The sequence below is a fragment of the Sulfitobacter pontiacus genome (genome assembly GCF_040790665.1).
GTDB classification, from domain to species: Bacteria; Pseudomonadota; Alphaproteobacteria; order Rhodobacterales; family Rhodobacteraceae; genus Sulfitobacter; species Sulfitobacter pontiacus.
In genome coordinates this window covers 2,938,875-2,963,283 of record NZ_CP160849.1, presented here as the reverse complement: position 1 = coordinate 2,963,283, position 24,409 = coordinate 2,938,875, and the positions used below count along the sequence as shown (strand labels likewise).

Here is a 24,409-nt window from a genome sequence, read left to right as displayed (position 1 = left end):
CGGGCGTTTGTTGTATGTCGGTTGGTCGGGCTAGCAGGACTCGAACCTGCGACCTTCCGTCCCCCAGACGGACGCGCTACCAGGCTGCGCCATAGCCCGACATGAGGCGTTTCATACCTGATAAAACCGTGCGTGCAAGGGGGAATTGTCGCAAATCGCACGCGCGGCTTAGACTTTTGTGCCGCGGACCACATCGGCCCGAATGGAATCGCGCAGTTCGCCCAAACGGCTCAGCAAAGGGGCGATATCGCGGGCCGAATCCTCGGGCAGATCGCGGCACAGCAATGCAGCAGAAAGCACAGAGGGTTTGGCGGGGAAGTCTTCTTCTGCCGTCAGAGGCGGCAGATCGATCACACGCGGCTTGGGACTTGCAACAACAGGGTCTTCCGGTGCGGCGTTGATCTCTGGCATTTCGACGTTCCGCGCTTCGGCGGTGCTGTCTTCCGGCGCTGCCTCTGGCGTGCTGTCGATGGTCGGCGCGGGCGCGTCCTGATCCGGGGTGCGTGTTTGCGCAGCGTCAGGGGCTTCGTCCGGCGTGTTATCGCTTGGCGGCACCGGTGCGTCGGTCATCGGGTGGCGCAGGAAGCCGGGCAGGGTAGCACCGTCCTCCGCAGAGGTATCAGCGGGGGCGACGGTGGTCTCTTCCGGCTCCGCCTCTGTCGCGTCGAGGGTCGGTTCGTCGGTAGGCAGGGGGGGGGTATCCTCTGCCGACACCTCGGGCTTCGAAGTGGTTTCTGCGTGTGTTTCGGGCGCTTCGACAGGGGCTGGCTTGGCCGCTTTGCTCCCGCGTTGCTCGAACGGGAGGACAACACCCTCGTGGGTCTGTTCTGCATCCTCGTGCATCGGCGCGGGGGTCATGTCGATCGTGTCGCCACCCGCATCCAGATCATCCTGCGTGACCCCGTCAAGAGGCGCAGACAGGGCCGCGACATGGCCCATGCCTTCTTCGCGCAATACCTTCTGGACGCCTTTGATCGTCAGCCCGTCTTCATGCAGCAAGCGTTTGATACCGCCAAGCAGCAGCATATCGTTGGGGCGATAATATCGCCGCCCGCCTGCGCGTTTGATCGGTTTGACTTGCGTGAACTTGCTTTCCCAGAAACGCAGGACATGTGCCTGAATTTCAAGCCATTCTGCAACTTCGGAGATGGTTCTGAATGCGTCCGGAGACTTGGGCATTAGGTTATCGCTTGTTCCCGTCTGCAACCCGGTCCTTCATCAGATGGGACGGGCGGAATGTGAGCACGCGGCGCGGGTTAATCGGGACCTCTTCGCCGGTTTTGGGGTTCCGGCCCACGCGGGCCGACTTGTCGCGCACCGAAAAAGTGCCGAAAGATGAAATCTTGACCTGTTCGCCTTTGACCAGCGCGTCGGACATATGTTCAAGCACCGCTTCGACCAGCTGTGCGCTTTCATTGCGGGAAAGACCTACTTCACGAAAGACTGCTTCGCTCAAATCCATCCGGGTCAACGTTTTGTCGGCCATATCTTCCCCCCATGTGTTTTAAGCAGCATAGGCTGTGATTTTTCCGCAAGTCAACAACTATGGGGCGTAACGTGCTGTTCGCGCGAAGAAAAGCCGCTTACCAGCGCAGAACGATCGCGCCCCAGGCCAGCCCGCCGCCGATCGCCTCGGTGACCAGCAGGTCGCCTTTCTTGATCTGGCCGCGCTCTTGCCCGACGGAAAGGGCCAGCGGAATCGACGCGGCAGAGGTGTTGCCGTGGTCCTGAACCGTCACGACGACGTTATCCATCGACAGGTTCAGCTTTTTGGCAGTGCCTTGAATAATACGGATATTCGCCTGATGCGGGACGATCCAGTCGACGTCCTCGGCGCTGACACCGGCACGGTCCATCGCTGTGTTTGCCGACGCGGCGAGCTTTTCGACCGCGTGACGGAAGACCTGATTCCCCTGCATGCGCAGATAGCCGGTCGTGCCCGTGCTTATGCCACCGTCGACATACAGCAAGTCTTTGTAGCGCCCGTCCGAATTCAGATCGGTGGAGAGGATACCGCGGTCGGCTGCGGTGCCGTCGCCGTCTTGCGCTTCAAGCAGGATCGCGCCCGCACCGTCACCGAACAACACGCTGGTGCTGCGGTCGGTCCAGTCCATGATTTTCGAGAACGTCTCGGAGCCGATGACCAGCACGCGGTCAGCCTGACCCGAGACGATCAGCGCGTTGGCATTGGCCAGCGCATAGACAAAGCCCGCGCACACAGCCTGTACATCAAAGGCAAAGCCGCGCTCCATCTCAAGCTGCGCCTGCACCATCGTTGCGGCGGAGGGGAAAGTCAGATCGGGGGTAGAGGTGGCGACAATCACCGCATCCACATCGGCGGCTGTCTTGCCCGCGTCGGCCAACGCGGCCTTGGCGGCTGCGGTGGCCATGGTCGACGTGGTTTCGCCTTCGCCGACAAAGTGACGCCGTTCAATGCCGGAGCGTGACCGGATCCATTCGTCACTGGTGTCGATCTTGCCTTCAAACTCTGCGTTTTCGACAATGCGTTCCGGAAGGTAGTGTCCGGCACCAATTACGACGGCTCTTTTTGTCATTCTTCGGTCTCTTTCGTCGGCTTTGCTGCAGCAACACGCGCAGCCAACCGATTTGTAAATTCACTCTCCGCTAATCGCGCGGCCAGTTTGATCGCCGAGGAAACCCCCGTCGCGTCAGCGGCACCGTGTGATTTAACGACCGTGCCGTTCAACCCCAAAAACACACCGCCGTTCACACGGCGCGGGTCAAACCGTTTGCTGACGCGGCGCAGCGAGGTATAGGCCAGCAGCGATGCCGCGCGGGACCAGATCGAATTCTTGAACGCTTGGCGCAGGCCATTGCCGATCAGCGTCGCGGTGCCTTCACCGGTCTTGATCGCAATATTACCTGTAAATCCATCGGTGACGATCACATCTGCGACATCACCCGAGATATCGCCGCCTTCGACGAAACCGACAAATTCAAAACCCGCGTCATCCGCGGCGTCGCGAATCAACTCGTGGGCTTCTTTCAGTTCGGTCCGGCCTTTGTGTTCTTCGGTGCCGACATTCAGCAACCCGATGCGCGGGCGTTCGATGTCCATGCCGTTGCGGGCGTAGGATTTGCCCATCAGCGCATAGCGCAGCAGGTCATCGGCATCCGCACGCACATCCGCACCCACATCCAGCAGAACGTTAAAGCCCTGAGGGTTGGTGGAGGGATAGAGCACGGCGATGGCAGGGCGGTTCACACCCGGCAGCTTTTTTAGGCGGATCATCGACAGCGCCATCAGCGCGCCGGTGTTCCCGCAGCTGACCGCGACCGAGGCTTCGTTGTCGCGCACGGATTCGATGGCGGACCACATCGATGTGCCCTTGCCATTGCGCACGACATTACTGGGCTTGTCATCCATTGTGACAACCCCTTGGGCATCCCGAATGGTGCAGCGCCCTTTCAGTTCGGGCCGCTTTGCCACCAGCGGTTCCAGCGTTTCGGCAGGGCCGTGCAGGATAAAGCTGATATCGGGATTCTTTAGCGCGGACGCAGAGCACCCGGCAACAACGATTGCCGGGCCCTGATCGCCCCCCATCGCATCAACTGAGATAAGGGTGCGCTGAGTTCTCGCGCTAGGCTGATCGGACGTGGCCGTCATCTGGTGCGATGCCTCTTATGAACTGCGGTTGACGTGACGAGCTTACGCCGCGTCTTCGTCGAGGTCGATCTCTTCGTTCAGAGAAACAACTTCGTTGTCGTCATAGTGACCGCATGCTGCGCAAACGTGGTGCGGGCGCTTCAGCTCACCACAGTTGGAGCATTCGTTCGGGTTCGCTGCAGTCAGCGAATCGTGTGCGCGGCGGTTGTTGCGACGCGATTTGGAAACTTTATTCTGTTGGACAGCCATGTCTGGTGCCTTTGCCTTCGGGGTCGTTCATCGGCTTCCTGCCAAAGACGACCGTGTTTCAGATCAACTCCCGGTTTGGGCGTGACGTGCGTTTAGGCCGAAGCCTATCCGATGTCCAACCTTAATTGGGGTGAAGGGCGCAAAATACTGCGAAAACCCGCCGAAGCAACCCTTTTTTCACCCAAACCGGCAGGGTTATTCGGTGGTATCGTCCTTAAGCTGGTTCTTCAGGCCGGCCAGCCCCGCAAAGGGGCGGGCGTCTTCGTCGGTCATCGGGGTGTCGCCGGGTTTGGTATAGACCGCTTGCCCCAGTTCGGCCCCGTCGGCGCGGGGGTATTCGGGAATCTCAAGCGCCAGCGCTTCGATCATGATGGCCGCGGGATCAATCCACGCGCCAAGCGGTTCGGTGCGATCATCCTCGGGCATCTCGACCTCGGCTTCCTCGGGTTCTTCGTAATCCTGCACGAAAAGCCGTGTGACATCGACGTCGATCCGCGTCTGTACCGGCTCCAGCGTCACCACGCAGGGCTGCACCACAGTGGCCCCCAGACGCGCCTTGAGCTCCCAATCACTGCGACCAAGCGCCTTGAGACGCCCTTCGAATGAAAGTTTACGTAATGCTGAAAGATCAAGTTCTTCTGCGATCATCCGCAAGCTGTCGGCGTCGGGACGCAGGGAGAAAGGGGTTTGCGCATTCTGCGACAGCTCTGCGACGCGCAATGCTGTGGGGCTTGGGGGCGTGCGAGACATGTTAGGGGTACTTTCGTTTCTTGAACCATGGGGCGTGCTTAGTGTATGCGAGATAAAAGCCATGATCCCCAAGGGCAAGAGGGCACCAAGAATGCGTATCGACCGCCATGTCAAAAAGACACTGCTGACCGCCACAGTTCTCGCTGCTGGTCTGACGCTTGGGGCCTGCTCCCCGCAATACTCCAACCACGGCTATATCCCGCCGCAAGAGGATCTTGAGAAGATCACCGTGGGCCAGGACACTCGCGACACCGTGGCCGAAACCGTGGGCGTGCCCGCGTCGGCAGGGTTGCTGACCAATTCGGGGTATTACTATGTGCGGTCGCGCCGTCAGGCGATGTGGTTCATGGCCCCGCGCGAGACAGAGCGCGAAGTTGTCGCTGTCAGCTTTGACAGCAACGGGGTGGTGCAGAACGTCGAACGGTTCGGGCTGGAGCGTGGCAATGTCGTCACCCTTGACCGCCGCGTCACCAGTTCGCCGATCTCGGATAAATCCTTTATCCGCCAGCTTCTGGGCAACATTGGCCGCTTCAACCCTGCGGCGCTGGCTGGCTAGGGCAGGCCCGTGACGGTGCCACAGGGTGCTGTGATCAAGCCGCTTTTACGCGGTCCGTACCGCGCCTATTGTGCCACCACGCCTGAGGATATCGACGCCGCGCAAGCCTTGCGCGCGCGGGCCTTTGGGCTGGTTCAGCCGCGCGATATCGACGGGTTTGATGCGCAAAAACATCATATCCTCGTGCGACATCAAGGCAGCGGTGACCTGCTGTGCTGCTACCGGATCGGGCTGATGGAGGGCGCGTCGCTGGATCAAAGCTATGCCGCGCAATTCTACGATCTGACCAAGCTTGCATATTTCCCCGGCGCGATGATGGAGCTGGGGCGGTTCTGTCTGGCCCCGGGGGTCACAGACCCGGATGTCGTGCGCATGGCCTGGGCCGCGCTGGCGCAGTTTGTGGATGCCCATAGGGTCGCGTTGCTCTTTGGGTGCACCTCCTTCAAGGGTACCGATCCGGCACCCTATAGCGATGTCATGGCGCTTTTGCACAGCCGCCACCTTGCGCCACTGCACTGGCAGCCGCAGGTCAAGGCCCCCGATACGGTGGGCTTTGTGGAACGGACGTTGGATAAACCGGCCGAGAAAGCCGCGCTACAAATGCTGCCGCCGCTGCTGCGGAGCTATCTGATGATGGGGGGCTGGGTGAGCGATCATGCGGTGATCGACCACCAGATGAACACGCTGCATGTATTTACCGGCCTTGAAATCGCGGCGATCCCCGAGGGGCGTAAGCGCCTGCTGCGCGGTGCCACCTAAGAGTTTCATGCCTTCGGCGAGGATTTTAGCCCATTTGGAAGAGGGGTCATTGACGCTGACGCGGCGCGGCGCTAGCTGGCTGTCATGGCACGCGCACCCCTTTTACAAGTTAACGAGATCTCGCTGACATTCGGCGGCGATCCCGTATTCGAAGACATGTCCCTTGTGGTTCAATCCGGCGACCGACTGGCGCTGGTAGGCCGGAACGGGTCAGGTAAATCCACTTTGATGAAGGTTATGGCCGGATTGGTCGAGGCCGACAGCGGCGACGTGATCGTCGGGCCCGGCGTTTCGGTGGGCTATATGGAGCAAGACCCGGATCTGACCGGTTTCGAGACTTTGGGCGACTTCGCGGCCCATGGACTGGACCCGTCAGAGATGTACAAGGTCGAACGCGCCGGAGAGGGGCTGAAGTTCGACCCCGCGCGCCCTGTCAGCACCGCGTCGGGTGGGGAACGTCGCCGCGCGGCATTGGCGCGTCTGATGGCCTCTGAGCCCGAGCTGATGTTGCTGGACGAGCCGACGAACCACCTGGATATCGAAGCGATCCGCTGGCTTGAAGACGAGCTGAAAGCGACGCGGGCCGCTTTTGTGATTATCTCTCACGATAGGGCGTTCCTGCGCGAGTTGACCCGTGCGACGCTCTGGGTCGACCGCGGTGTTGTGCGTCGGCAGGACATCGGCTTTGGCGGGTTTGAAGCCTGGCGCGACCAGATGTGGGAAGAAGAGGACATGCAGCGCCACAAGCTGAACCGCAAGATCAAGGCGGAGGCACGGTGGGCTGTCGAAGGCATTTCGGCGCGGCGCAAGCGCAACCAGGGCCGTGTGCGTGCCCTGCAAGACCTGCGGGCCGAACGCGCCAGCCAGATCAAACGTCAGGGCACCGCCGCCATGGCGCTGGAAGCGGGTCCGAAGTCGGGCCGCAAGGTGGTCGAGGCTATGGGCATCACCAAAGCCTTTGGCGACAAGACGATTCTACGCCCCTTTGACATCACCATCCAGCGGGGGGATCGGATCGCCTTGGTCGGGCCGAATGGTGTGGGCAAGACGACGTTGCTGAATATGCTGATCGGGAAAGAACAGCCCGACGGGGGCGAGATCAAACAGGGTACCAACCTTGAGATCGCGCTGTTCGACCAGGCGCGCGCGCAGCTTGATGGCGATATGTCGCTGTGGGACAGTCTGACCGGGGATCCGGAAATGCGTGTATCGGGCAAGGCGGACCAGATTCTGGTGCGTGGGCAGCCGAAACACGTGGTTGGGTACCTGAAAGAATTCCTCTTCGACGAGGGGCAGGCCCGTGCGCCCGTGCGGTCCTTGTCGGGGGGTGAAAAGGCGCGGTTGCTGCTGGCCAAGATCATGGCGCGCTCCAGCAACCTCTTGGTGCTTGACGAACCGACCAACGATCTGGATGTCGAAACCCTTGATCTGATGCAGGAGCTGCTGTCGACCTATGACGGCACCGTGCTGCTGGTCAGCCACGACCGTGACTTCCTTGACCGTGTTGCCGCGACCACCATCGCGATGGAAGGTGACGGCAAGGCGACTGTCTATGCGGGCGGTTGGACGGATTATCTGGCGCAGCGCCAGCAGGATGATTTTGACCAAAGCGTTGTTGTCAAATCAAAGCCCGGGGCGAAATCCGAAAAGCCCAAAGCGGCGCAGCAATCGGGACTGAGCTTTACCGAAAAGCACCGGCTTGAGGCGCTGCCTGCCGAGATTGCGCGACTGGAAGCTGAAATCGCGAAACTGGAAGAGTTGATGAGCGACCCGACGCTCTATTCCGACAATCCGGTGAAATTCCAGAAAGCGACCGATGCCTTGGTCGAGCGGAATGAAAAGCTGCAGGACGCAGAGGCCGAGTGGCTGATGCTGGAAGAAAAAGCCGAAAGCTGAAGGGGGCAGGGCGACCCGCCCCCCTCTCATACTGCGGGGGCTTAGCCCAGTTGTACCAGCGCGTGGCGTTTCTTGCCCGCGCTCAGCTTGATCGGTGTGGCCAGCGTGGCGGCATCGACCATCAGGCCTGCGTCTGTCAGCGGTTCGTCATTATAGCGGGCACCGTTTTCGGTGATCAGACGCTTTGCCTCTTTGCCCGAACCGGCCAGACCGGATTTCACGATCAACTGCACGATAGAAATGCCGTCGCCGATATCCGCCGCGCTGAGCGTCAGGGTGGGTAGGTCATCGCCGACACCGCCTTTTTCGAACACTTCGCGTGCCGTGGCTTCGGCGTTCTTTGCCGCTTCGGCACCGTGCAGCAGGGTCGTGACCTCGTTCGCGAGGATGATCTTGGCCGCGTTGATGTCGGAGCCTTCCAGTGCGCCCAGACGGTCGCATTCCTCGACCGGTAGTTCGGTGAAGATCTTGAGGAACTTGCCCGTGTCCGCATCGGTGGTGTTGCGCCAGAACTGCCAGAACTCGTAAGGCGACAGCATGTCCCCGTTCAGCCAGATCGCGCCGCCTTGGGATTTGCCCATTTTGCGGCCGTCGCTGGTGGTGAGCAAAGGCGTGGTGAGGCCGAAAATCTCTTGATCCAGCACGCGGCGGGTCAGGTCGATCCCGTTGACGATATTACCCCATTGATCCGAGCCGCCCATCTGCAGCAAACAGCCATAGCGGCGGTTGAGTTCAAGGAAGTCATAGGCCTGCAGGATCATGTAGTTGAATTCGAGGAAGGACAGCGACTGTTCCCGATCAAGACGGGATTTGACGCTTTCGAACGACAGCATCCGGTTCACGCTGAAATGCCGCCCGATGTCGCGCAGGAATTCGAGGTAGTTCAGATTGTCCAGCCATTCGGCATTGTTCAGCATGATCGCGTCACTGTCGCCGTCACCGTAGGACAGGTATTTCTCGAACACCTGCTGCATGCCGGCGATATTGGCGTCGATGGCGGCATTGTCGAGCAGGGGGCGTTCATCCGACCGGAAGGACGGGTCGCCCACTTTGGTGGTGCCGCCGCCCATTAGGGTGATCGGTTTGCCGCCGCATTTCTGCAACCAGCGCAGCACCATGATATTCATCAGATGCCCCACATGAAGGGATTTCGCTGTCGCGTCATAGCCGATATAGGCAGGCACAGCCCCGTTGATAAGCGCGTCATCAAGGCCCTGATAGTCCGTACAATCGGCGAGAAAGCCGCGCTCCATCATGATGCGGATGAAATCGGATTTGGGGTGGTATGTCATGGTGCTTGCCCTCAGCTTGGGTGGTGGTGCACTCTATAGGTGCTGAGCAGACAAAGGAAAAGGCCATGAATAAGGCCCAAGGGGCAAGAACCCCGACACGGATCGCTAAAACAGGCCCGTTGCGGGCCGCAGGCGCGATGAGCGGCACCTCGCTCGACGGTGTGGACGTTGCGGTGATCGAGACGGACGGCCGCGATATCATGGGCTTCGGCACGTCGAGCTACCGCAGCTATTCAGCCGAGGAGCGCCGCACCATCGCGGCCGGTTTCGGCAAATGGTCAGGGCCAGAGGTGGCGGCGGCGACGCAGGTGGTCGAGGCGGCGCATATCGATGCCCTTGGGGCGTATACCGATGTCGATCTGATCGGCTTTCACGGACAGACGCTGGCCCATGCGCCGCGCATGCAGGGGACGTTGCAGGTGGGCGACGGTGCAGCGCTGGCGGATCATCTGGGGCTGCCCGTCGTGTGGGATTTCCGCAGCGCCGATGTACATCTGGGCGGAGAGGGCGCACCGCTGGCCCCGTTCTTTCACCACGCCTGCGCCCGCTATGCCGGGCTGACGGGGCCGGTGGCCTTTTTGAATCTTGGCGGGGTGGGCAACCTGACCTGGGTGGATCCGGCGATCCCCTTGCCCGAGGCGGAGGGGGCGCTGCTGGCTTTCGACACGGGGCCCGCCAATGCGCCCATCAACGATCTGTTGCAGGCGCGTCTGGGGTTGCCCTTTGACGAGGGCGGCAAGACCGCGTCGCGCGGGCAGGTCGAGGCCGGCGCGCTTGAGCTGTTTCTGGCCGAGCCCTATTTCGCACGGATGCCCCCCAAGTCGCTGGACCGGAACGATTTTGACGAGATGGTCGCGCTGGTGACCGAACTGTCGGACGCCGACGCCGCCGCGACGCTGACGGCCATGTGTGCCGCTGGCGTGGCCGAAGCAATGCAGCATTGTCCGCGTTTGCCCGATCGTGTGTTGGTCACCGGGGGCGGGCGGCACAACCCTGTGTTGATGAAGATGCTCAGTGTCAGTCTGGATTGTCCGGTCATGCCGATTGAAGAGATCGGGCTCGACGGTGATATGCTGGAGGCGCAAGCCTTCGGATATCTTGCCGTGCGGGTGGCGCGCGGGCTGCCGACCTCTTGCCCCGGCACCACTGGGGTGCGGGCTGCGGTCGGGGGCGGCACCGTCAGCATGCCGACCGAGGCGATCAGCGTTTAGAATAAGGCCCTTTGATGGGTGGCGCGCCAGCGTATCGTCGCCCTTGTGACCTGCGTTTTTCGCTGGACAGGACGTGTTGTGGCGTGAGTCGCCCGTTTGCTTTTCGCGCTATGGTCGTGCGTAATCTTCGTTTTTCCCGAATAGGTTAGCTGTGCGCCGCGGGTTTTCCACGCGGCAAAGGGCTGTTGCTCGCTTGCATAGCGGCGTTCCGTAAACAGTCTGTTTCCTTGCTTGGGATCGGGGTGGTTCTACCTTGAATTGTGCTACCTCAGAACGGTGGCGCAGAAAGTGGGGGCTTTACTTGCGCCGTTCCTTTTCAAAAGGAGAATGACCATGACGAGTATGTTTCTTAAAAACGCCGCAACTTCGGTTGCAACGGTATTCATCGCCACGTCGGCCTTTGCGCTGGATGTCGGCGTCGGTGCCAGCGTGGGCGGTATTGGCGCGGGCGTAGGGGCCAGTGTCGGCCACGGGTCCGCCGCGGATGTCGGTGTTGGTGTGGGCGCAGGCAGCGTCGGCGCGGGGGCGGGAGCCTCTGTCGGTGGCGGTTCGGTTGCTGATGCGGGCGCTGGCGCCTCTGTCGGCGGCGTGGGCGCTGGTGTCGGGGCCTCGGTTGGCGGGGGTTCCGTCGCGGGCGTTGGCGTGGGTGTCGGCAGCACTGGCGGGTCCAACAGCGGTGGCGGCACGACGACCGACAACAGCGGAACGACCGGCAGCACGACTGCCGCGGTATCGCGCAGTGTCAGCGGCGATGTGACCCGCGCCGCGGCCTCTGTCCCGATCACGGCGGCATTGGGCGCTACGGTCATGACCACCGACCGCGAGGTCGTGGGTATGATCGAAGACGTGCGCCCGTCGACGCAAGGCAAATTCGTGGCCACCATCCGGATGAACGTGGCCTTTGGCGCGCAGCCGCGGACGATCCAGATCAAGATGCCGATGCTGAAAAGCGACACGGACATGATACGTGTGGGCTTTACCAGGTCGAGCCTGTTGCGTCAGATCCAAAGCTGACGCCGGACGCGATACTGCAAGCATAAAAAAAGCGCGCCTTGATCGGCGCGCTTTCGTATCTTCGGGCGGGGCGAACTGCCCCCCGTAATCAACCTTTCAGGATCGAACGACCGGCGTATTCCGCTGTCACACCAAGCGATTCCTCGATGCGGATCAGCTGGTTGTATTTCGCCAACCGGTCGGACCGCGCGAGCGAGCCCGTCTTGATCTGACCGCAGTTCGTCGCAACAGCAAGATCCGCAATCGTCGCGTCCTCGGTCTCGCCCGAGCGGTGGGACATCACGTTGGTAAAGCCCGCACGATGCGCCATGTCGACCGCTTGCAGCGTCTCGGACAGGGTGCCGATCTGGTTGACCTTCACCAGCATGGAGTTGGCAGAGCCCCGTTTGATGCCTTCGGCCAGACGTTCGGGGTTGGTCACGAACAGATCGTCGCCCACCAGCTGGATCTTGTCGCCCAAACGGTCGGTCAGCAGCTTCCAGCCATCCCAATCGTCTTCGGACATGCCGTCTTCGATAGAGATGATGGGGTAGTCGGCGCATAGGGCCGCCAGATAATCGACATTCTCGGCGCTGGTCAGGGCTTTCCCTTCTCCAGAAAGGACATAGCTGCCGTCCTTGAAGTATTCCGTTGCCGCACAATCCAGCGCGAGGTAGATTTCCTCGCCCGGCTTATAGCCTGCTTTCTCGATGGATTTCAGAATAAAATCAAGTGCATCGCGGGTGGAGCTGATGTTGGGTGCGAAGCCGCCTTCGTCGCCGATACCGGTGGACAGACCTGCGGCCGAAAGCTCTTTCTTCAGTGTGTGGAACACCTCGGAGCCCATGCGCACCGCGTCGCGGATATTCTCTGCCGCGACGGGCATGATCATGAATTCCTGAATGTCGATCGGGTTATCCGCATGCTCGCCCCCGTTGATGATGTTCATCATCGGCACGGGTAGCATGCGCGCAGAGGTGCCGCCCACATAGCGGTAGAGCGGCTGCGAGCAATAATCAGCCGCGGCCTTCGCCGTCGCCAGCGATACGCCCAGAATGGCGTTTGCCCCCAGACGCGACTTGTTGTCGGTGCCGTCCAGCTCGATCATCGTGCCGTCAATCTCGACCTGCTCTGTCGCGTCGATGCCGACCAGCGCATCCGCGATTTCGCCATTGACGGAGGCGCAGGCTTCCAGAACGCCCTTGCCCATATAGCGCTTTTGGTCGCCATCGCGACGCTCTACCGCCTCATAGGCACCGGTGGATGCGCCAGAGGGAACGGCCGCGCGGCCCATTGTGCCGTCTTCAAGCGTCACATCGACTTCGACCGTGGGGTTGCCCCGGCTGTCAATGATTTCGCGGGCGTGGATGTCGATGATCGTGCTCATAAGGGGCTATCCTTTTGCAGATGACAATTGCGCAGCGGTTTAGCGCGCCGGGGGGAGGATGGAAAGTGTTCAGGCCTGTTCTTTGACCTTTCGCTCACGCCATACCGTATAGATGCCCGAGGCAACAATGATGGTTGCGCCAACATAGGTCAGCAGATCGGGGCGTTCGCCAAAGATCGTGATGCCCACAACCATCGCGAACAGCAGGCGCGCATATCGGAACGGTGTGACAAAGCTGATTTCGCCGATGCGCATGGCCGCGACGATGCCATAATAGGCGACCATGCCGGTTGTCAGCGCGGCCCCCATGAACAGCCATTGCACCCCCGACATCGGCGCAAAAGCCGTGCCCGTGCCCAGCATGAAAAGCAGGCTTGCAGGGACCAACGCCAGAAACGCAAGGAACGACAGTTGGAACGTAGAGGTCGATTTCGGCACCCGTCGCGTCGCCAGATCGCGCAAGGACAGCCCCAGCACCCCGAGCACCGCCAGCAGGGACAGCGCCTGAAAGCTGTCCATCCCGGGGCGGATCACCAGCAAGACGCCCAGCATACCAACCAGAATAGCGCTCCACCGGCGCCAGCCGACGGGATCGCCCAGAAACAGCGCCGCGCCTAGGGTCACCACCAGCGGTGTCGCCTGCAAAATGGCCGAGGCAGAAGAAATCGGTGTCAGCACAATGGCCGATACGAACCCCAAGGTGCCGACAATCTCGCCCAAGGCGCGCAGCAGGATCGGGCGGGTCAGCATCGCGCGATCCATCAAGGGCTCGCCCTTCATAACCACCATCGCACCATAGCAAAGCGCGCCACCGGTCCCGAGCATAAAGATAATCTGCCCGATCGGGATATCCGTCCCGATCAGCTTGATGAACATGTCCTCAATGGCAAAGCCCAACATCGACAGCACCATGATCAAAGCGCCGCGCAGATTGTCCATATCCTATTCCTTCATACAATCGTTCTAAAAATCCGTCAGTGGATGCATGTCCCTTTGTCGGGGGATGTGCAAGCCTCGCGGCGCATCCCGTGACGGGGCTGGTGGCGGAAGGGACCAACTGATAGCACAAGCGTATGAAATGGCCGCGCCCCCCGACTGATACGCTTACGACCGTTTTCACCGTCTGTATCGGCGCGGTGGGGGCCGGTATCGGCTGGCTGCTGAACGCGCCGATTTACATGCTGCTGGGGCCTGCGGTGCTGGTGTCGCTGGCCGGTCTGGCGGGCGCGCGCATGGGGGTGTCGCTGCCGCTGCGCAACATCTGCTTTGTCGTCATTGGCCTGTCGGTGGGGGCAGGGTTTGACCAGAACGCGGTCGATGCCATGCTGCGCTGGCCGCTGGCTTTTGTAGGGATGGCCGTGCTGGTCTGGGCGATGCTGGTGCTCAGCCGCTGGCTGCTGGCGCGGTTCTTTGGCTTTGACCGTCGTGCAGCACTGCTGGCTTCGGCCCCCGGACACCTCAGCTTTGTGCTGGCGATGGCGGCCGATGGCGGGGATAATGTGGTGCGTATCTCGACCACGCAGTCGGTGCGGCTGTTGTCGCTCACGCTGGTGGTGCCCTTTGTCGCACTGGCGATGGGGGTTGATCTGGGCGGGTCCATCGTGCCCGACGGCCCCGTTATGGGCGGCGTGACATTGCTGGTGATGGCGGTGCTCTCCGTCGGGGCAGGGCTGCTGCTGGGGCGCATCCGGGTGCCCGCGCCGATGTTGATCGGGCCGATGCTGGTGTCATCGCTTGCGCATGTGACAGGGCTCGCCCCCGGTGTGCTGCCCCTGTGGCTGGTGATGCCCGCCTATGTGGTGCTCGGTGCCTTGATCGGCACGCGGTTCTCCGGCGTGCGGCTTGACGATCTGACCAAGGGGCTTGCCGCGGGGCTGGCTGTGACCTGCCTTGCCGTGGGGTTGGCCCTGCTGGGGGCGATCCCGGTCGCTATGGCGCTTGGCATGCCGCTGGCGCATATCCTCGTGGCCTTTGCACCCGGTGGGTTCGAGACCATGATCGCCATGGGCAGCGTGCTGGGGATCAGCCCGGGTTTCGTCGCCGCCTGCCACATGATGCGCCTATTCATCCTCAGCGCTGTGCTGCCCCTGATGCTGGCCCGCAGCACCCCGCGCTAGGCTATCTTTCACAGCACCGTTGACTTTGCCGCCCAAACAGCCCATCTGGGGCGCAAGCGATGCCTTCTGCCGCGTGAGCAGACCAGCCCTTGACCTGTCGACCTAAAATCGTCGCGTCTTATGAGAGCTGAACAAAAGGCCGCCGATGTTCCCAAAATCACGCGTGGGGCCAAGCGCAACAGACAGGGTGTTGGCACTAGGCTGCCCCCTGCGATCTGCTTTGCGTCCCTCGCGGTTTCCCTGCATCGACAGGGCCCGCGTGATTGCTATGGCGGGAAGGGGCATTGCCCCGCATCCCGCGGAAAGACGACAAAACGATGAGCGATTTTGAAATGATGGGCCTGCCGCGCCGTCTGGTCAAAGCCTTGACCAACATGGGTATGACCGATCCGACCCCGATCCAGAAACAGGCGATCCCCCACGGGATGAATGGCCGCGACGTAATGGGGCTGGCACAGACCGGCACCGGCAAAACCGCCGCCTTCGGTATCCCGCTGGTGGCCCAGATGCTGGAACGCGAAGCCCGGCCCGAGCCGCGCACCGTGCGCGGGTTGGTGCTGGCCCCGACCCGCGAGCTGGCCAACCAGATCATGGAAAACCTCAAGGGGTTCTGCGAAGGGACCCAGCTGAAAACCATGATGATTGTCGGCGGCCAGTCGATCAACCCGCAGATCAAACGGATGGAGCGCGGCGTCGACCTGCTGGTGGCCACACCCGGGCGCTTGCTGGACCTGATGGACCGCCGCGCGGTGCTGCTGCACAAGACCACTTTCCTTGTGCTGGATGAAGCGGACCAGATGCTCGACATGGGCTTTATCCACGATCTGCGAAAGATCGCGGCGGTGCTGCCGAAAGAGCGTCAAACGATGCTCTTCTCGGCAACCATGCCGAAACTGATGAACGAGATCGCCAACAGCTACCTCAACAGCCCGATCCGCATCGAAGTCTCGCCTCCGGGCAAGGCGGCGGACAAGATCACCCAAGAGGTGCATTTCATCGCCAAGGCGGAAAAGAAATCCCTGCTGATCGAACTGCTTGGCAAACACACCGAGGAACGCGCCCTGGTGTTCGGGCGGACCAAACACGGCTGTGAAAAGCTGATGAAAGATCTGGTCAAAGCCGGTTTCAAAGCCGCCTCTATCCATGGCAACAAAAGCCAGGGTCAGCGGGACCGCGCCATCGAATCCTTCAAGAAAGGCGAGGTCACTGTGCTGGTGGCAACGGATGTCGCCGCCCGCGGTCTGGATATTCCCGACGTGAAGCACGTCTACAACTACGAGCTGCCCAATGTGCCCGACAATTATGTCCATCGTATCGGCCGGACCGCGCGCGCGGGCAAAGACGGGGCGGCGATCGCTTTCTGCGCACCGGATGAAATGGGCGAGCTGAAAGATATTCAGAAGACGATGAAAATCTCGATCCCCGTGGCCTCCGGCCGTCCGTGGGAAGCGATTGACGAACCCGCCAAGCCAAAGGGTCGCGGCGGACGCGGTCGTGGTCGCGGTGGTCGCCCCGGCGGCGGCGGCGGTGGCGGTAACGGTGGCGGTGGTAACGGCGGCGGTGCGGGCAAACCCGCCGGTGCCGCGCGGCGTCGTCGCAAGCCAAGCGCTCAGCGCGCCGCATAAACGCACAGGTATCAACGCACTATCAAAAGGGGGCACCGCTATCAGCGGTGCCCCTTTTTGTTACCCCTCCTTAAAGCGCCTTCGTCCGCGCTTCCAAATGGCTCTAAATCCTCGCCCGAAGGGCGAAACCGGCACCACCAGCCACCACGTGGTCGCTCAGCCCTATTCCGCGGGGTCTGCTGCCGCCTGCCGGTTGACCCGCGCCAGAAGCAGCATCAGCGCAAAGGCGAGTGTCGCCAGCGTCAGTACCGCGCCGATCAGCGGGGTGATCGTGCCGTTGAACATCAACCCGATGGGCGAGGCGAGCATGGCCGCCATCACCGTCGACACCGCCCCGATGACCGACGCCGCCATGCCGGCGATATGGCCCAAAGGCTCCATCGCCAGCGCGTTGAGATTGCCCATCACCAGCCCCACCTGAAAGAACAGCGACGCCTGCCACATCAGGAAAAAGACAAAGCCATAGGGCTCGGGCAGATCGCCCAGACCAAGGCCCAGCATCAGGCCCGACAATACGATCTGCAGGCCAAGCGCAAGGATCACGATGCGCTGCATCCCCAGCCGGACGACCAGCAGCGCGTTCAGCAGGCTCGACGTCCCCGAGATCAGCGCCGCGACGCCAAACCAGAAGGGGAAGCTCTCGGCGCGGTCATAGACTTGGTCGTAAATGGGTTGCACCAGCATCAGCGTCGAGAACAAGAACCCCATCACCAGCGTCTGCACCGTGATCGACAGACACACCATCGGGTTGCTGAATATCTCTTTCACCGCGTTCCACAGCAGGCCGATCTGTAAAGGTCGACGCTTGGGCTTGGGCAGGGTTTCGGGCAGGCGGAGCATGGCCCAGACCACACAGGTTGCCGAGAAAACGATGAATGACAAGAATACGCCACGCCAATCGGACAGGGCGATGATCACAGCCCCCATTGCAGGGGCAAAGGCGGGCACGACGACAAAGATCATCATCACGAAAGACATGATCTTGGCCATTTGCCGGCCGGAATACAGATCGCGGATCACCGCAAGCGCCACAACCCGAGGGCCCGCAGCCCCCACACCCTGCACGACCCGCGCGATCAGCATCACCTCCAGCGATTGGCTCAGCCACGCCACCACAGCCCCCGCGATATAGATCGCAGATCCGAGGTAGATGATATTCTTGCGCCCGAATGCATCGGACAGTGGGCCGGTGACAAAAGTGCCCATCCCCATGCCCAGAATAAAGGCGGTCACAATCAGCGGGACTTTTGTCATATCCGAAGGCGACAGCTCTGCGCCGATCTCTGGCAGGGCAGGCAGCATTGCATCGGTCGAGAAAGCAATGATTGCGAACATCATCGCAATCAGCGCTACAAACTCAGGGCGGCTCATGTTGATGTCGGGGCGGTCGTCGGTCATCCATCGGCTCCATCGTGACGGTGGGCCGCAGGGCGCAGCCTATGGTGTTCATAAGGCTGCCTTACAGATAGTGCAATCGGCGTCGCGCCGTCAGCTGGCTTGGGCGCGCTGGCGCTGCACTGTCTCGCGGGCGGTCACCGGCAAACGCAGTACCTGAACGATCTCGTCCAGTCCCGACACCGGCAGGGGAAGATGCGCGGGCAGGGCCAATACCGAGACGTTGTAATTCACGATATCGCTGCGCACCTGATCCCATGTCTCAAGCGGAATGACACGCGAGACATAGCGGCACCGTTCCAACACCGCACGGCGGGCGGCAAAGCCGAGATGCGCCGGACGCCCCGCACGTTGACAGAACTGTTCGCTCTGGCATCCGACGACCAGATCGCTGCCCATACGGGCCAGCTGCCGCAGCCAGTCGGCGTGACCGGTGTGGAATCCGTCGAACCCGCCATAGGTCAGGATCGTCCGCGTCATTGGCGTGGAGGGTGTGAAGCTGGACGGGCGCGCCGCCGGTGTCACCACCGTCGCCCGCCCGCGTCCCATAAAGGGAAAGGGGATATCGTATTTCATGCTGCCCGCTCGATCTGGATAGAGGTCTTTGCCCCTTTATCCGTTTGATTCTAGGCGGGTTTCAGCGCAAAGGCAAAGCCTTTCTGCCCCTGACTTCCAGATCGGGCGCGTGGCCTCAGCCTTCGTTGCGCAGCTCGGCCAGTACTTTTTTCCAAAGCTCTGGCGGCTGCGCGCCCGGCACCGCGTGACGCCCGCCCACGATAAAGGTCGGGACGGAGTTGATGCCCATCTCGCGGCTGTGCGCATCGCGTTTGCGGATGTCTTCCATATCCTCATCTGTCGCCAATAGACGCGTCACAACAGATGCATCCATCTCGATCCCGTCGGCGATATCGGCGAGCACCTCGGCATCGCCAATATCGCGCGCATCAACAAAATAGGCTTTGAACAACGCCGATACCGCAGCGGTTTGGCGCCCTTCGATCCCGGCCCAGTGGATCAACCGATGGGCGTTCAGCGTGTTGGGGGTGCGCTGCATCGCCTCGAAGTTGATCTTGAGACCGGCTTTCTCGGCATGTTCCACCACAGGGGCATAGGCCCGCACCGCACCTTCCTTGCCGCCGAACTTGCCTTCCAGATAGGCACGGCGGTCCATCCCGTCGGCAGGCATGTCGGGGTTAAGCTGGAACGGGTGCCATTCGATCGCGAAAGGGTGGTCCGGCTCGCTTTCCAGTGCGCGGTCCAGATGGGCTTTGCCGATATAGCACCAAGGGCAAATCGGGTCGGACATGATATCAAGCTTGATCGTCTGGGTCATCGTTGTGCCTCATAGGCTGCACGCAAGGACCGGCGCAGCAGTTTGCCATTCGCGCCCATCGGCAGCTCTGGCAGGTGGATGAAAAGGCGCGGCTGCTTGTAGCGCGCCATGTTGTCTTGTGCATAAAGCGCCAGCGCGGCCTCGTCCAGCGGGCTATCGGCGGTATAGAAGGCCGCGATCACGGTCACGTCGGGTTTAACCTCGACCTCCGCCGCGCCGACAGCATGGATGCCTGGGAATTTGGCGAGGGTTTGTTCCACCTCGATCGGCGAGACGCGGAACCCGCCCGCGTTCATCATATCGTCATTGCGCCCCAGATAGGTGATCTGCCCATCCGTGCCCATGACACCTTGATCGCCGGTCATGAACCAGTCACCCTGATATTTCTGGGCCGTTTGATCCGGCGCGCCAAGATAGCCAAGCATCAGCCCCGGGTCGCTCTTGTGGATCGCGATGGTGCCCTCTTGGCCGATCTCTACCGGGCCTTCCGTCCCGATCAACGCGATGCGCCGCCCGTCCTGAGGCTGGCCCAATGTGCCGGCCCGCGCCGGACGGTCGGGAGAGGCGGAGAGAAAGGTCGAACACTCCGACATACCGTAGGCCTCGAAGATCGGCGTGCCGCTGGCAGCCTGCCACGCGCGGGCAACGGCCGAGGGAAGCTTCTCCCCCGCGCTTAGCCCATGGCGCAGGCTTGGCACATTGATCTGGTCGTGGCGTTTCAGGATCTGACGGTACACCCCCGGTGCGGCTGCAAAAAGGCTCGCCTCATGCCGCGCCATCAAGGCAGGTAAATCCGCAGGTGCCACGCCCGCAGCCGGGATCAGGGCGGTGGCACCGGCGGTCCAGGGGTCCATCAGGCCGGTCCCCAGCGTATAGGTCCAATTGAACGCGCCTGCATGCATGACCCGATCCTCGGGCTTCAGATCATACCATCCGCGCACCATCATCTGCCGTGCCCAGATGGCGCGATGTGCATGCATCACCGCGCTCGGCCGGCCCGACGTGCCAGAGGTATAGATGATATAGCCCAGCCGGTCGGGGTCTCCCATATGCCAGGGGGCCGCGGGCAAATCGCGCATGGACCTGAGCTGGGCCAGATCCACGGTGGTGTCATTCGGCGGGCAGGGCACGGCGGGATCGCGCAAGACCGCCTTGGGCGCGAGGGTGGCGATGATCGCGGCAACCTCCGGCTCTGTCAGTGCGGCGGCGGTGGGGACAGGCACCAAGCCTGCGGCCAGCGCGCCCAGATAGGCCAGCGGGAAATCCACAGTATTGCCAAGGCGCATCAGCACGATGTCCCCCGGGCGCAGCCCCATGCCCAGCAATCCCGTCGCGGTGCCGCGCACGGCGGCCTCAAGCTGGTCGAAACGCCACGCCTCAACGCGATCGGGCCCGACAATGGCAAGCGCCGTCTTGTCGCCCAAATCGGCGGCGCGGCCCAGAACATGGGCGGCAAGATTGAACGGGGCGGGGCAAGGCGCAAAGCCGGTGGACGCAGAGACGGACAGCATGCCCAATCGCTACCCCGCGCGCAGCAGCGTTGCAAGCGCTCCGGCGCGACGCTATAGCCAGCGCATGACGCAAGACGGCCCGAAATCCATGATCCAGATCGCCCGCGAAAGCGGCGAGACGGAAACCGCCCCGCCTGTTGATCTGGGGGCGCGCGTGCGCGAGCTGCGCAAGGCGCGCAACTGGACGCTGGAGCAAGCCGCCAATCAGGCCGGACTGGCCCGTTCCACGCTCAGCAAGATCGAGAACGGCCAGATGTCGCCCACCTATGAGGCGCTGAAAAAGCTCGCCGTGGGGTTGGAAATCTCGGTGCCACAGCTCTTTACGCCCCCCTCGGCGGGGCAGATCAACGGGCGCATGGCGGTCACCAAATCGGGCGAGGGGGCGGCCAAGGCGACGACCACCTACGAGCACATGATGCTGGCCGATACGCTGCGCAAAAAGCAGATGCTGCCCTACCGCGCGCGTATCCGTGCCCGCCGGATGGATGAGTTCGACGGCTGGGTGCGCCACGACGGGGAGGAGTTCCTTTACGTGCTGACCGGCGTCATCACCTTATACACCGAATTCTACGAACCCGTCGAAATGCGCCGCGGCGACAGCGCCTATTATGATGCGACGATGGGGCATAACGTCGTTTCTACCAGCGATGAGGACGCCACGATCCTTTGGGTCACATCGCTCACCTAACCGACGGGCCCGCGCTTCATTTTGCCAAATAAACTCTCCCCGAAGGGCCGCTACGCCACAGGCACCGCCGCCTGATACCTACACGCGTCGCTTACTGGGCCGGTTCAATCCACCAGACCTCGGGCATATAGTTCGGCCCGTCGCCATACAGCGGCACGTGGGAGGGGTATTTCATCGCTGCGACATGGGCGATGCGGTCTTCGGTGAACTGCCAGAACGGGATGACATAGCGCCCGGCGGTCAGCACGCGATCCAGCGCGCGGGTGGCGGCGGTGAAATCCTCGGCGCTGCTGGCCCCGACCATCGTATTGATCATCGCGTCAATGGCAGGGGATTTCACCCCCATCAGGTTGCGGCTGCCTTCCTGATCGGCAGCCTCCGACCCCCAGTAATAGCGTTGTTCGTTGCCCGGGCTCAGCGAGAGGGCGCGGCGGAAGATGGCCATGTCAAAGTCGAAGGCCGCGTTACGCGCGACGAATTGCGCGTCATCCACAGCGTCCACGCGGGCGGTGATGCCCAATCGGGCCAGCGCCTGGATATAAAGCTCGGCAATGGCGATATTCTCGCTGCTGCCTTTGGACAGCAGGATGCTGAACGACAAGGGTTGCCCGTCAGGCCCCCGCATGGTGCCGCCATCGGCGCTGTATCCCGCGTCGGCCAACGCGCCCATGGCGCGGCGGATGCCCGCGCGGTTGCGGGCGGATCCGTCGGACACGGGCAGCGCATAGCCGTCAAGCGCGCCGGCAGGCAGGTCATCAGCAAAGGGGGTCAACAACTCGGCCACGCGGCCGGTGGCGGGGCCGTCTTGCATCGCCAGTGGAGAGTTCGAGAAATAAGAGGTAATGCGCGGTTGCGCCCCGCCGGTCAGCGTCTCGTTGATATACTCAAAGTTAAAGGCCGCGATCAGCGCCTCACGCACGCGGATGTCGTCAAACGGAGCGCGGCGGGTGTTCATGACCAATCCGGTCATGCCCGAGGGTTTGCTATGGGCGAAGGTGGATCTGACCACATCACCGCGCTGCACGGCGGGGAAGTCATATTGCGTCGCCCAGCTTTCGGCGTTGAATTCGCGCAGGGCGGAAATCTCTCCGGCCTTGAACGCCTCGAACAACACATTCGCGTCGCCGTAAAAGTCGAGCTTTATCTCGTCGATGTTATGGGTGCCTTTGCGAAACGGCACGTCCTTGCCCCAGTAGTCAGGGTTACGCGTCAGGATGACCTGTTTGCCCGCCTTATAATCGCTGACCACATAGGGGCCGGAGCCAAGCGGTATCTCCGCCAGCGGGGCGTTGGCGAAATCGCGGCCCTCCCATTGCGCCTTGCTTAGGATCGGGCGCATCCCTGCCAGCAGGGCCAGCTCTCGGTTGTCGGTGTTGAACGCCATTCTGACGCTGCGCGGACCGGTCTGGGTGATGCTGTCGATCTGGGCATAAAGCCCGTGGTAGCGCGGGTGCCCCTTTGTGCCGAGCATTTCGTAGCTAAAGATCACATCCTCGGGGGTGACCGGACTGCCATCAGAGAAGCGCGCCTCGGGTCGCAGGGTGAATTCGACCCAGGACCGGTCCTCCGGGACCTCAATCGATTCGGCCAAAAGCCCGTAAAGCGCGAAAGGTTCATCCCACGAACGGCCCATCAGGCTTTCATGGGTAAAGAACGGCAACTGCCACGGAGAGGTGCCCTTGCGCACGAAGGGATTGAGGCTGTCAAACCCGCCGGTGTTGCCCAGAACGATCGCGCCGCCTTGGGGCGCGTCCGGGTTGGCATAGGGCAGCGACACAAAATCAGGTGGGAGAGCAGGGTCCCCATACATAGATATACCATGTGCGGGCTCGGCGCGGGCGAATCCACTGAGAAGAATCAGTGAAGAAACAGCTGCAACTGCCCGACAGCTTTGGAAAAATTTAAACGCCATTTTAGCAACAATCCCGCTCTGCCCTTGTTTTATTAGCGTATTCCTTAGCGATGCGGCGGCTACAGTTCAAACTTTAAGCTTGGATTACGGCGGCGAATTGCGTATAACGAACTCACTGCTCGATAGGTTTCTTGCCTGTATGAAACCTGCCTCAATAACTTAACGTCCGCTTCGTGCGGACGTTTTTTTTTGCCCGTGATCCGGCATATGTCTAGGCAGCAGGGGCATTCCGCCGGGGTGCGGAATTAGCCGTTTCCATTCGTTTCACAGCCCGCCATGATGCACCTGCAGAAACGCTAGGAGATTTTCATGGCTTACAGCATCGATCTTTCAGGAAAAACAGCAGTCATCACGGGGTCCAATTCCGGTATCGGGCTTGGCATCGCTTGGGCATTGGCGCGGGCGGGGGCGGATGTTGTGCTGAACTCCTTTACCGACCGCGACGAAGACCACGCTATTGCGAAAGATATCGCCAACGAAACCGGAGTCACCGCGCGCTTTATCAAGGCGGATATGTCGAAAGCCGAAGAATGCCGCCAGCTGATCACCGATGCAGGGCGCTGCGATATTCTGGTGAACAACGCGGGCATCCAGCATGTGGCGCCGATCCCCAGCTTCCCGACCGAGAAATGGGACGCGATCATCGCCATCAACCTCAGTTCTGCGTTTCATACCACCGCAGTGGCTCTGCCAATGATGCGCGAGGCGGGCTGGGGCCGCGTGATCAACGTCGCTTCGGCGCACGGGCTCACGGCGTCGCCTTATAAATCCGCCTATATTGCGGCCAAGCACGGGATCGTCGGGCTGTCCAAAACCACCGCGCTGGAAACGGCCGAAGACCCGATCACCTGCAATGCCATCTGCCCGGGCTATGTGCTGACCGATATCGTAGAAAAGCAGATCCCCGACACGATGAAAGAATACGACATGTCGCGCGAAGAGGTGATCAAGAACGTCATGCTCAAGCGCCAACCGTCGAAAGAGTTCGCCACGGTCGAACAACTGGGCGGCACCGCGACCTTCCTATGTTCCGAGGCAGGGGACCAGATCACCGGTACAACGATCAGCGTCGATGGTGGCTGGACCGCCCTGTAATATAGCACCCGT

Annotated in this window: 23 protein-coding genes and 1 tRNA gene; 9 read left to right on the top strand and 15 right to left on the bottom strand. The window is 61.6% G+C overall.

The features are described from left to right. Positions 1–22: 22 nt before the first annotated feature. The 7 genes from AB1495_RS14635 to AB1495_RS14605 all read right to left on the bottom strand — a co-directional run bounded on the left by AB1495_RS14635 (position 23) and on the right by AB1495_RS14605 (position 4,627). A tRNA-Pro gene (locus tag AB1495_RS14635) sits at positions 23–99 on the bottom strand. Positions 100–168: 69 nt separating this feature from the next. After that, the gene (locus tag AB1495_RS14630; protein WP_074634823.1) at positions 169–1,179 is read right to left on the bottom strand and encodes a MerR family transcriptional regulator; all 1,011 of its coding nucleotides are present in this window, start codon (positions 1,177–1,179) and stop codon (positions 169–171) included. A gap of 4 nt (positions 1,180–1,183) precedes the next feature. Continuing rightward, the gene (ihfA, locus tag AB1495_RS14625; protein WP_005853794.1) at positions 1,184–1,486 is read right to left on the bottom strand and encodes an integration host factor subunit alpha; all 303 of its coding nucleotides are present in this window, start codon (positions 1,484–1,486) and stop codon (positions 1,184–1,186) included. 97 nt (positions 1,487–1,583) lie between these two features. After that, entirely contained in the window at positions 1,584–2,555 is a 972-nt protein-coding gene (locus AB1495_RS14620) for a beta-ketoacyl-ACP synthase III (protein ID WP_037944395.1), read from the bottom strand. Further along, positions 2,552–3,628, bottom strand: coding sequence for a phosphate acyltransferase PlsX (plsX, locus tag AB1495_RS14615; RefSeq protein ID WP_037953718.1), 1,077 nt, complete (start codon positions 3,626–3,628; stop codon positions 2,552–2,554). The genes AB1495_RS14620 and plsX overlap by 4 nt, the downstream gene beginning before the upstream one ends. A gap of 42 nt (positions 3,629–3,670) precedes the next feature. Continuing rightward, positions 3,671–3,877 carry a 50S ribosomal protein L32 gene (gene rpmF / locus AB1495_RS14610; protein ID WP_005853791.1) on the bottom strand — a complete coding sequence of 69 codons (207 nt, stop codon included), beginning with the start codon at positions 3,875–3,877 and terminating at the stop codon, positions 3,671–3,673. 195 nt (positions 3,878–4,072) lie between these two features. Then, positions 4,073–4,627, bottom strand: a complete 555-nt coding sequence (locus tag AB1495_RS14605) for a DUF177 domain-containing protein (protein ID WP_074634824.1) — start codon at positions 4,625–4,627, stop codon at positions 4,073–4,075. A gap of 91 nt (positions 4,628–4,718) precedes the next feature. On the opposite strand from AB1495_RS14605, the gene AB1495_RS14600 reads away from it, so the two are divergent. From AB1495_RS14600 to AB1495_RS14590, 3 genes are all read left to right on the top strand, one after another. Then, positions 4,719–5,183, top strand: coding sequence for an outer membrane protein assembly factor BamE (locus tag AB1495_RS14600; protein WP_005853789.1), 465 nt, complete (start codon positions 4,719–4,721; stop codon positions 5,181–5,183). A gap of 9 nt (positions 5,184–5,192) precedes the next feature. Continuing rightward, entirely contained in the window at positions 5,193–5,942 is a 750-nt protein-coding gene (locus AB1495_RS14595; RefSeq protein WP_244268832.1) for a GNAT family N-acetyltransferase, read from the top strand. Between the two features lie 84 nt (positions 5,943–6,026). After that, entirely contained in the window at positions 6,027–7,838 is a 1,812-nt protein-coding gene (locus tag AB1495_RS14590) for an ABC-F family ATP-binding cassette domain-containing protein (protein ID WP_074634825.1), read from the top strand. A gap of 41 nt (positions 7,839–7,879) precedes the next feature. Here AB1495_RS14590 and tyrS read toward each other — a convergent pair whose 3' ends face one another. Next, complete coding sequence (tyrS, locus tag AB1495_RS14585; RefSeq protein ID WP_074634826.1) at positions 7,880–9,130, bottom strand: tyrosine--tRNA ligase; 1,251 nt, start codon at positions 9,128–9,130, stop codon at positions 7,880–7,882. Between the two features lie 65 nt (positions 9,131–9,195). On the opposite strand from tyrS, the gene AB1495_RS14580 reads away from it, so the two are divergent. Next, positions 9,196–10,341, top strand: coding sequence for an anhydro-N-acetylmuramic acid kinase (locus tag AB1495_RS14580; protein WP_074634827.1), 1,146 nt, complete (start codon positions 9,196–9,198; stop codon positions 10,339–10,341). A gap of 333 nt (positions 10,342–10,674) precedes the next feature. After that, positions 10,675–11,355 (top strand): hypothetical protein, encoded by a 681-nt coding sequence (locus AB1495_RS14575; protein WP_074634828.1) that lies wholly within the window; start codon positions 10,675–10,677, stop codon positions 11,353–11,355. Between the two features lie 88 nt (positions 11,356–11,443). Here the strand turns inward: AB1495_RS14575 and eno are convergent, their stop codons facing one another. Together eno and AB1495_RS14565 are read right to left on the bottom strand one after the other, a co-directional pair. Next, a complete protein-coding gene (eno, locus tag AB1495_RS14570) occupies positions 11,444–12,721 on the bottom strand; it encodes a phosphopyruvate hydratase (RefSeq protein WP_074634829.1) in 1,278 nt (425 codons plus the stop codon). A 69-nt stretch (positions 12,722–12,790) separates the two neighbouring features. After that, positions 12,791–13,660, bottom strand: a complete 870-nt coding sequence (locus tag AB1495_RS14565) for a DMT family transporter (RefSeq protein WP_037944386.1) — start codon at positions 13,658–13,660, stop codon at positions 12,791–12,793. A 134-nt stretch (positions 13,661–13,794) separates the two neighbouring features. Between AB1495_RS14565 and AB1495_RS14560 the strand changes: the two genes are divergently transcribed. Both AB1495_RS14560 and AB1495_RS14555 read left to right on the top strand, forming a co-directional pair. Further along, positions 13,795–14,838 (top strand): AbrB family transcriptional regulator, encoded by a 1,044-nt coding sequence (locus tag AB1495_RS14560; RefSeq protein WP_074634830.1) that lies wholly within the window; start codon positions 13,795–13,797, stop codon positions 14,836–14,838. Between the two features lie 317 nt (positions 14,839–15,155). Next, on the top strand, positions 15,156–16,463 hold the full coding sequence (locus AB1495_RS14555; RefSeq protein ID WP_074634831.1) for a DEAD/DEAH box helicase: 1,308 nt from the start codon (positions 15,156–15,158) through the stop codon (positions 16,461–16,463). Positions 16,464–16,625: 162 nt separating this feature from the next. Here the strand turns inward: AB1495_RS14555 and AB1495_RS14550 are convergent, their stop codons facing one another. From AB1495_RS14550 to AB1495_RS14535, 4 genes are all read right to left on the bottom strand, one after another. After that, a complete protein-coding gene (locus AB1495_RS14550; RefSeq protein ID WP_074634832.1) occupies positions 16,626–17,861 on the bottom strand; it encodes a multidrug effflux MFS transporter in 1,236 nt (411 codons plus the stop codon). Positions 17,862–17,951: 90 nt separating this feature from the next. Continuing rightward, positions 17,952–18,434 (bottom strand): adenylyltransferase/cytidyltransferase family protein, encoded by a 483-nt coding sequence (locus AB1495_RS14545; RefSeq protein WP_074634833.1) that lies wholly within the window; start codon positions 18,432–18,434, stop codon positions 17,952–17,954. A gap of 115 nt (positions 18,435–18,549) precedes the next feature. Continuing rightward, positions 18,550–19,191: a DsbA family protein gene (locus tag AB1495_RS14540; RefSeq protein WP_037964336.1), complete on the bottom strand. Its 642-nt coding sequence runs from the start codon at positions 19,189–19,191 to the stop codon at positions 18,550–18,552. Next, positions 19,188–20,702, bottom strand: coding sequence for a class I adenylate-forming enzyme family protein (locus AB1495_RS14535; protein ID WP_074634834.1), 1,515 nt, complete (start codon positions 20,700–20,702; stop codon positions 19,188–19,190). The genes AB1495_RS14540 and AB1495_RS14535 overlap by 4 nt, the downstream gene beginning before the upstream one ends. A gap of 64 nt (positions 20,703–20,766) precedes the next feature. On the opposite strand from AB1495_RS14535, the gene AB1495_RS14530 reads away from it, so the two are divergent. Continuing rightward, positions 20,767–21,390 carry a helix-turn-helix domain-containing protein gene (locus AB1495_RS14530; RefSeq protein ID WP_037945035.1) on the top strand — a complete coding sequence of 208 codons (624 nt, stop codon included), beginning with the start codon at positions 20,767–20,769 and terminating at the stop codon, positions 21,388–21,390. Positions 21,391–21,481: 91 nt separating this feature from the next. Here AB1495_RS14530 and AB1495_RS14525 read toward each other — a convergent pair whose 3' ends face one another. Further along, the gene (locus tag AB1495_RS14525; RefSeq protein ID WP_074634835.1) at positions 21,482–23,200 is read right to left on the bottom strand and encodes an extracellular solute-binding protein; all 1,719 of its coding nucleotides are present in this window, start codon (positions 23,198–23,200) and stop codon (positions 21,482–21,484) included. A 423-nt stretch (positions 23,201–23,623) separates the two neighbouring features. On the opposite strand from AB1495_RS14525, the gene AB1495_RS14520 reads away from it, so the two are divergent. Continuing rightward, positions 23,624–24,397 carry a 3-hydroxybutyrate dehydrogenase gene (locus tag AB1495_RS14520; RefSeq protein ID WP_197145991.1) on the top strand — a complete coding sequence of 258 codons (774 nt, stop codon included), beginning with the start codon at positions 23,624–23,626 and terminating at the stop codon, positions 24,395–24,397. Positions 24,398–24,409 lie beyond the last annotated feature (12 nt).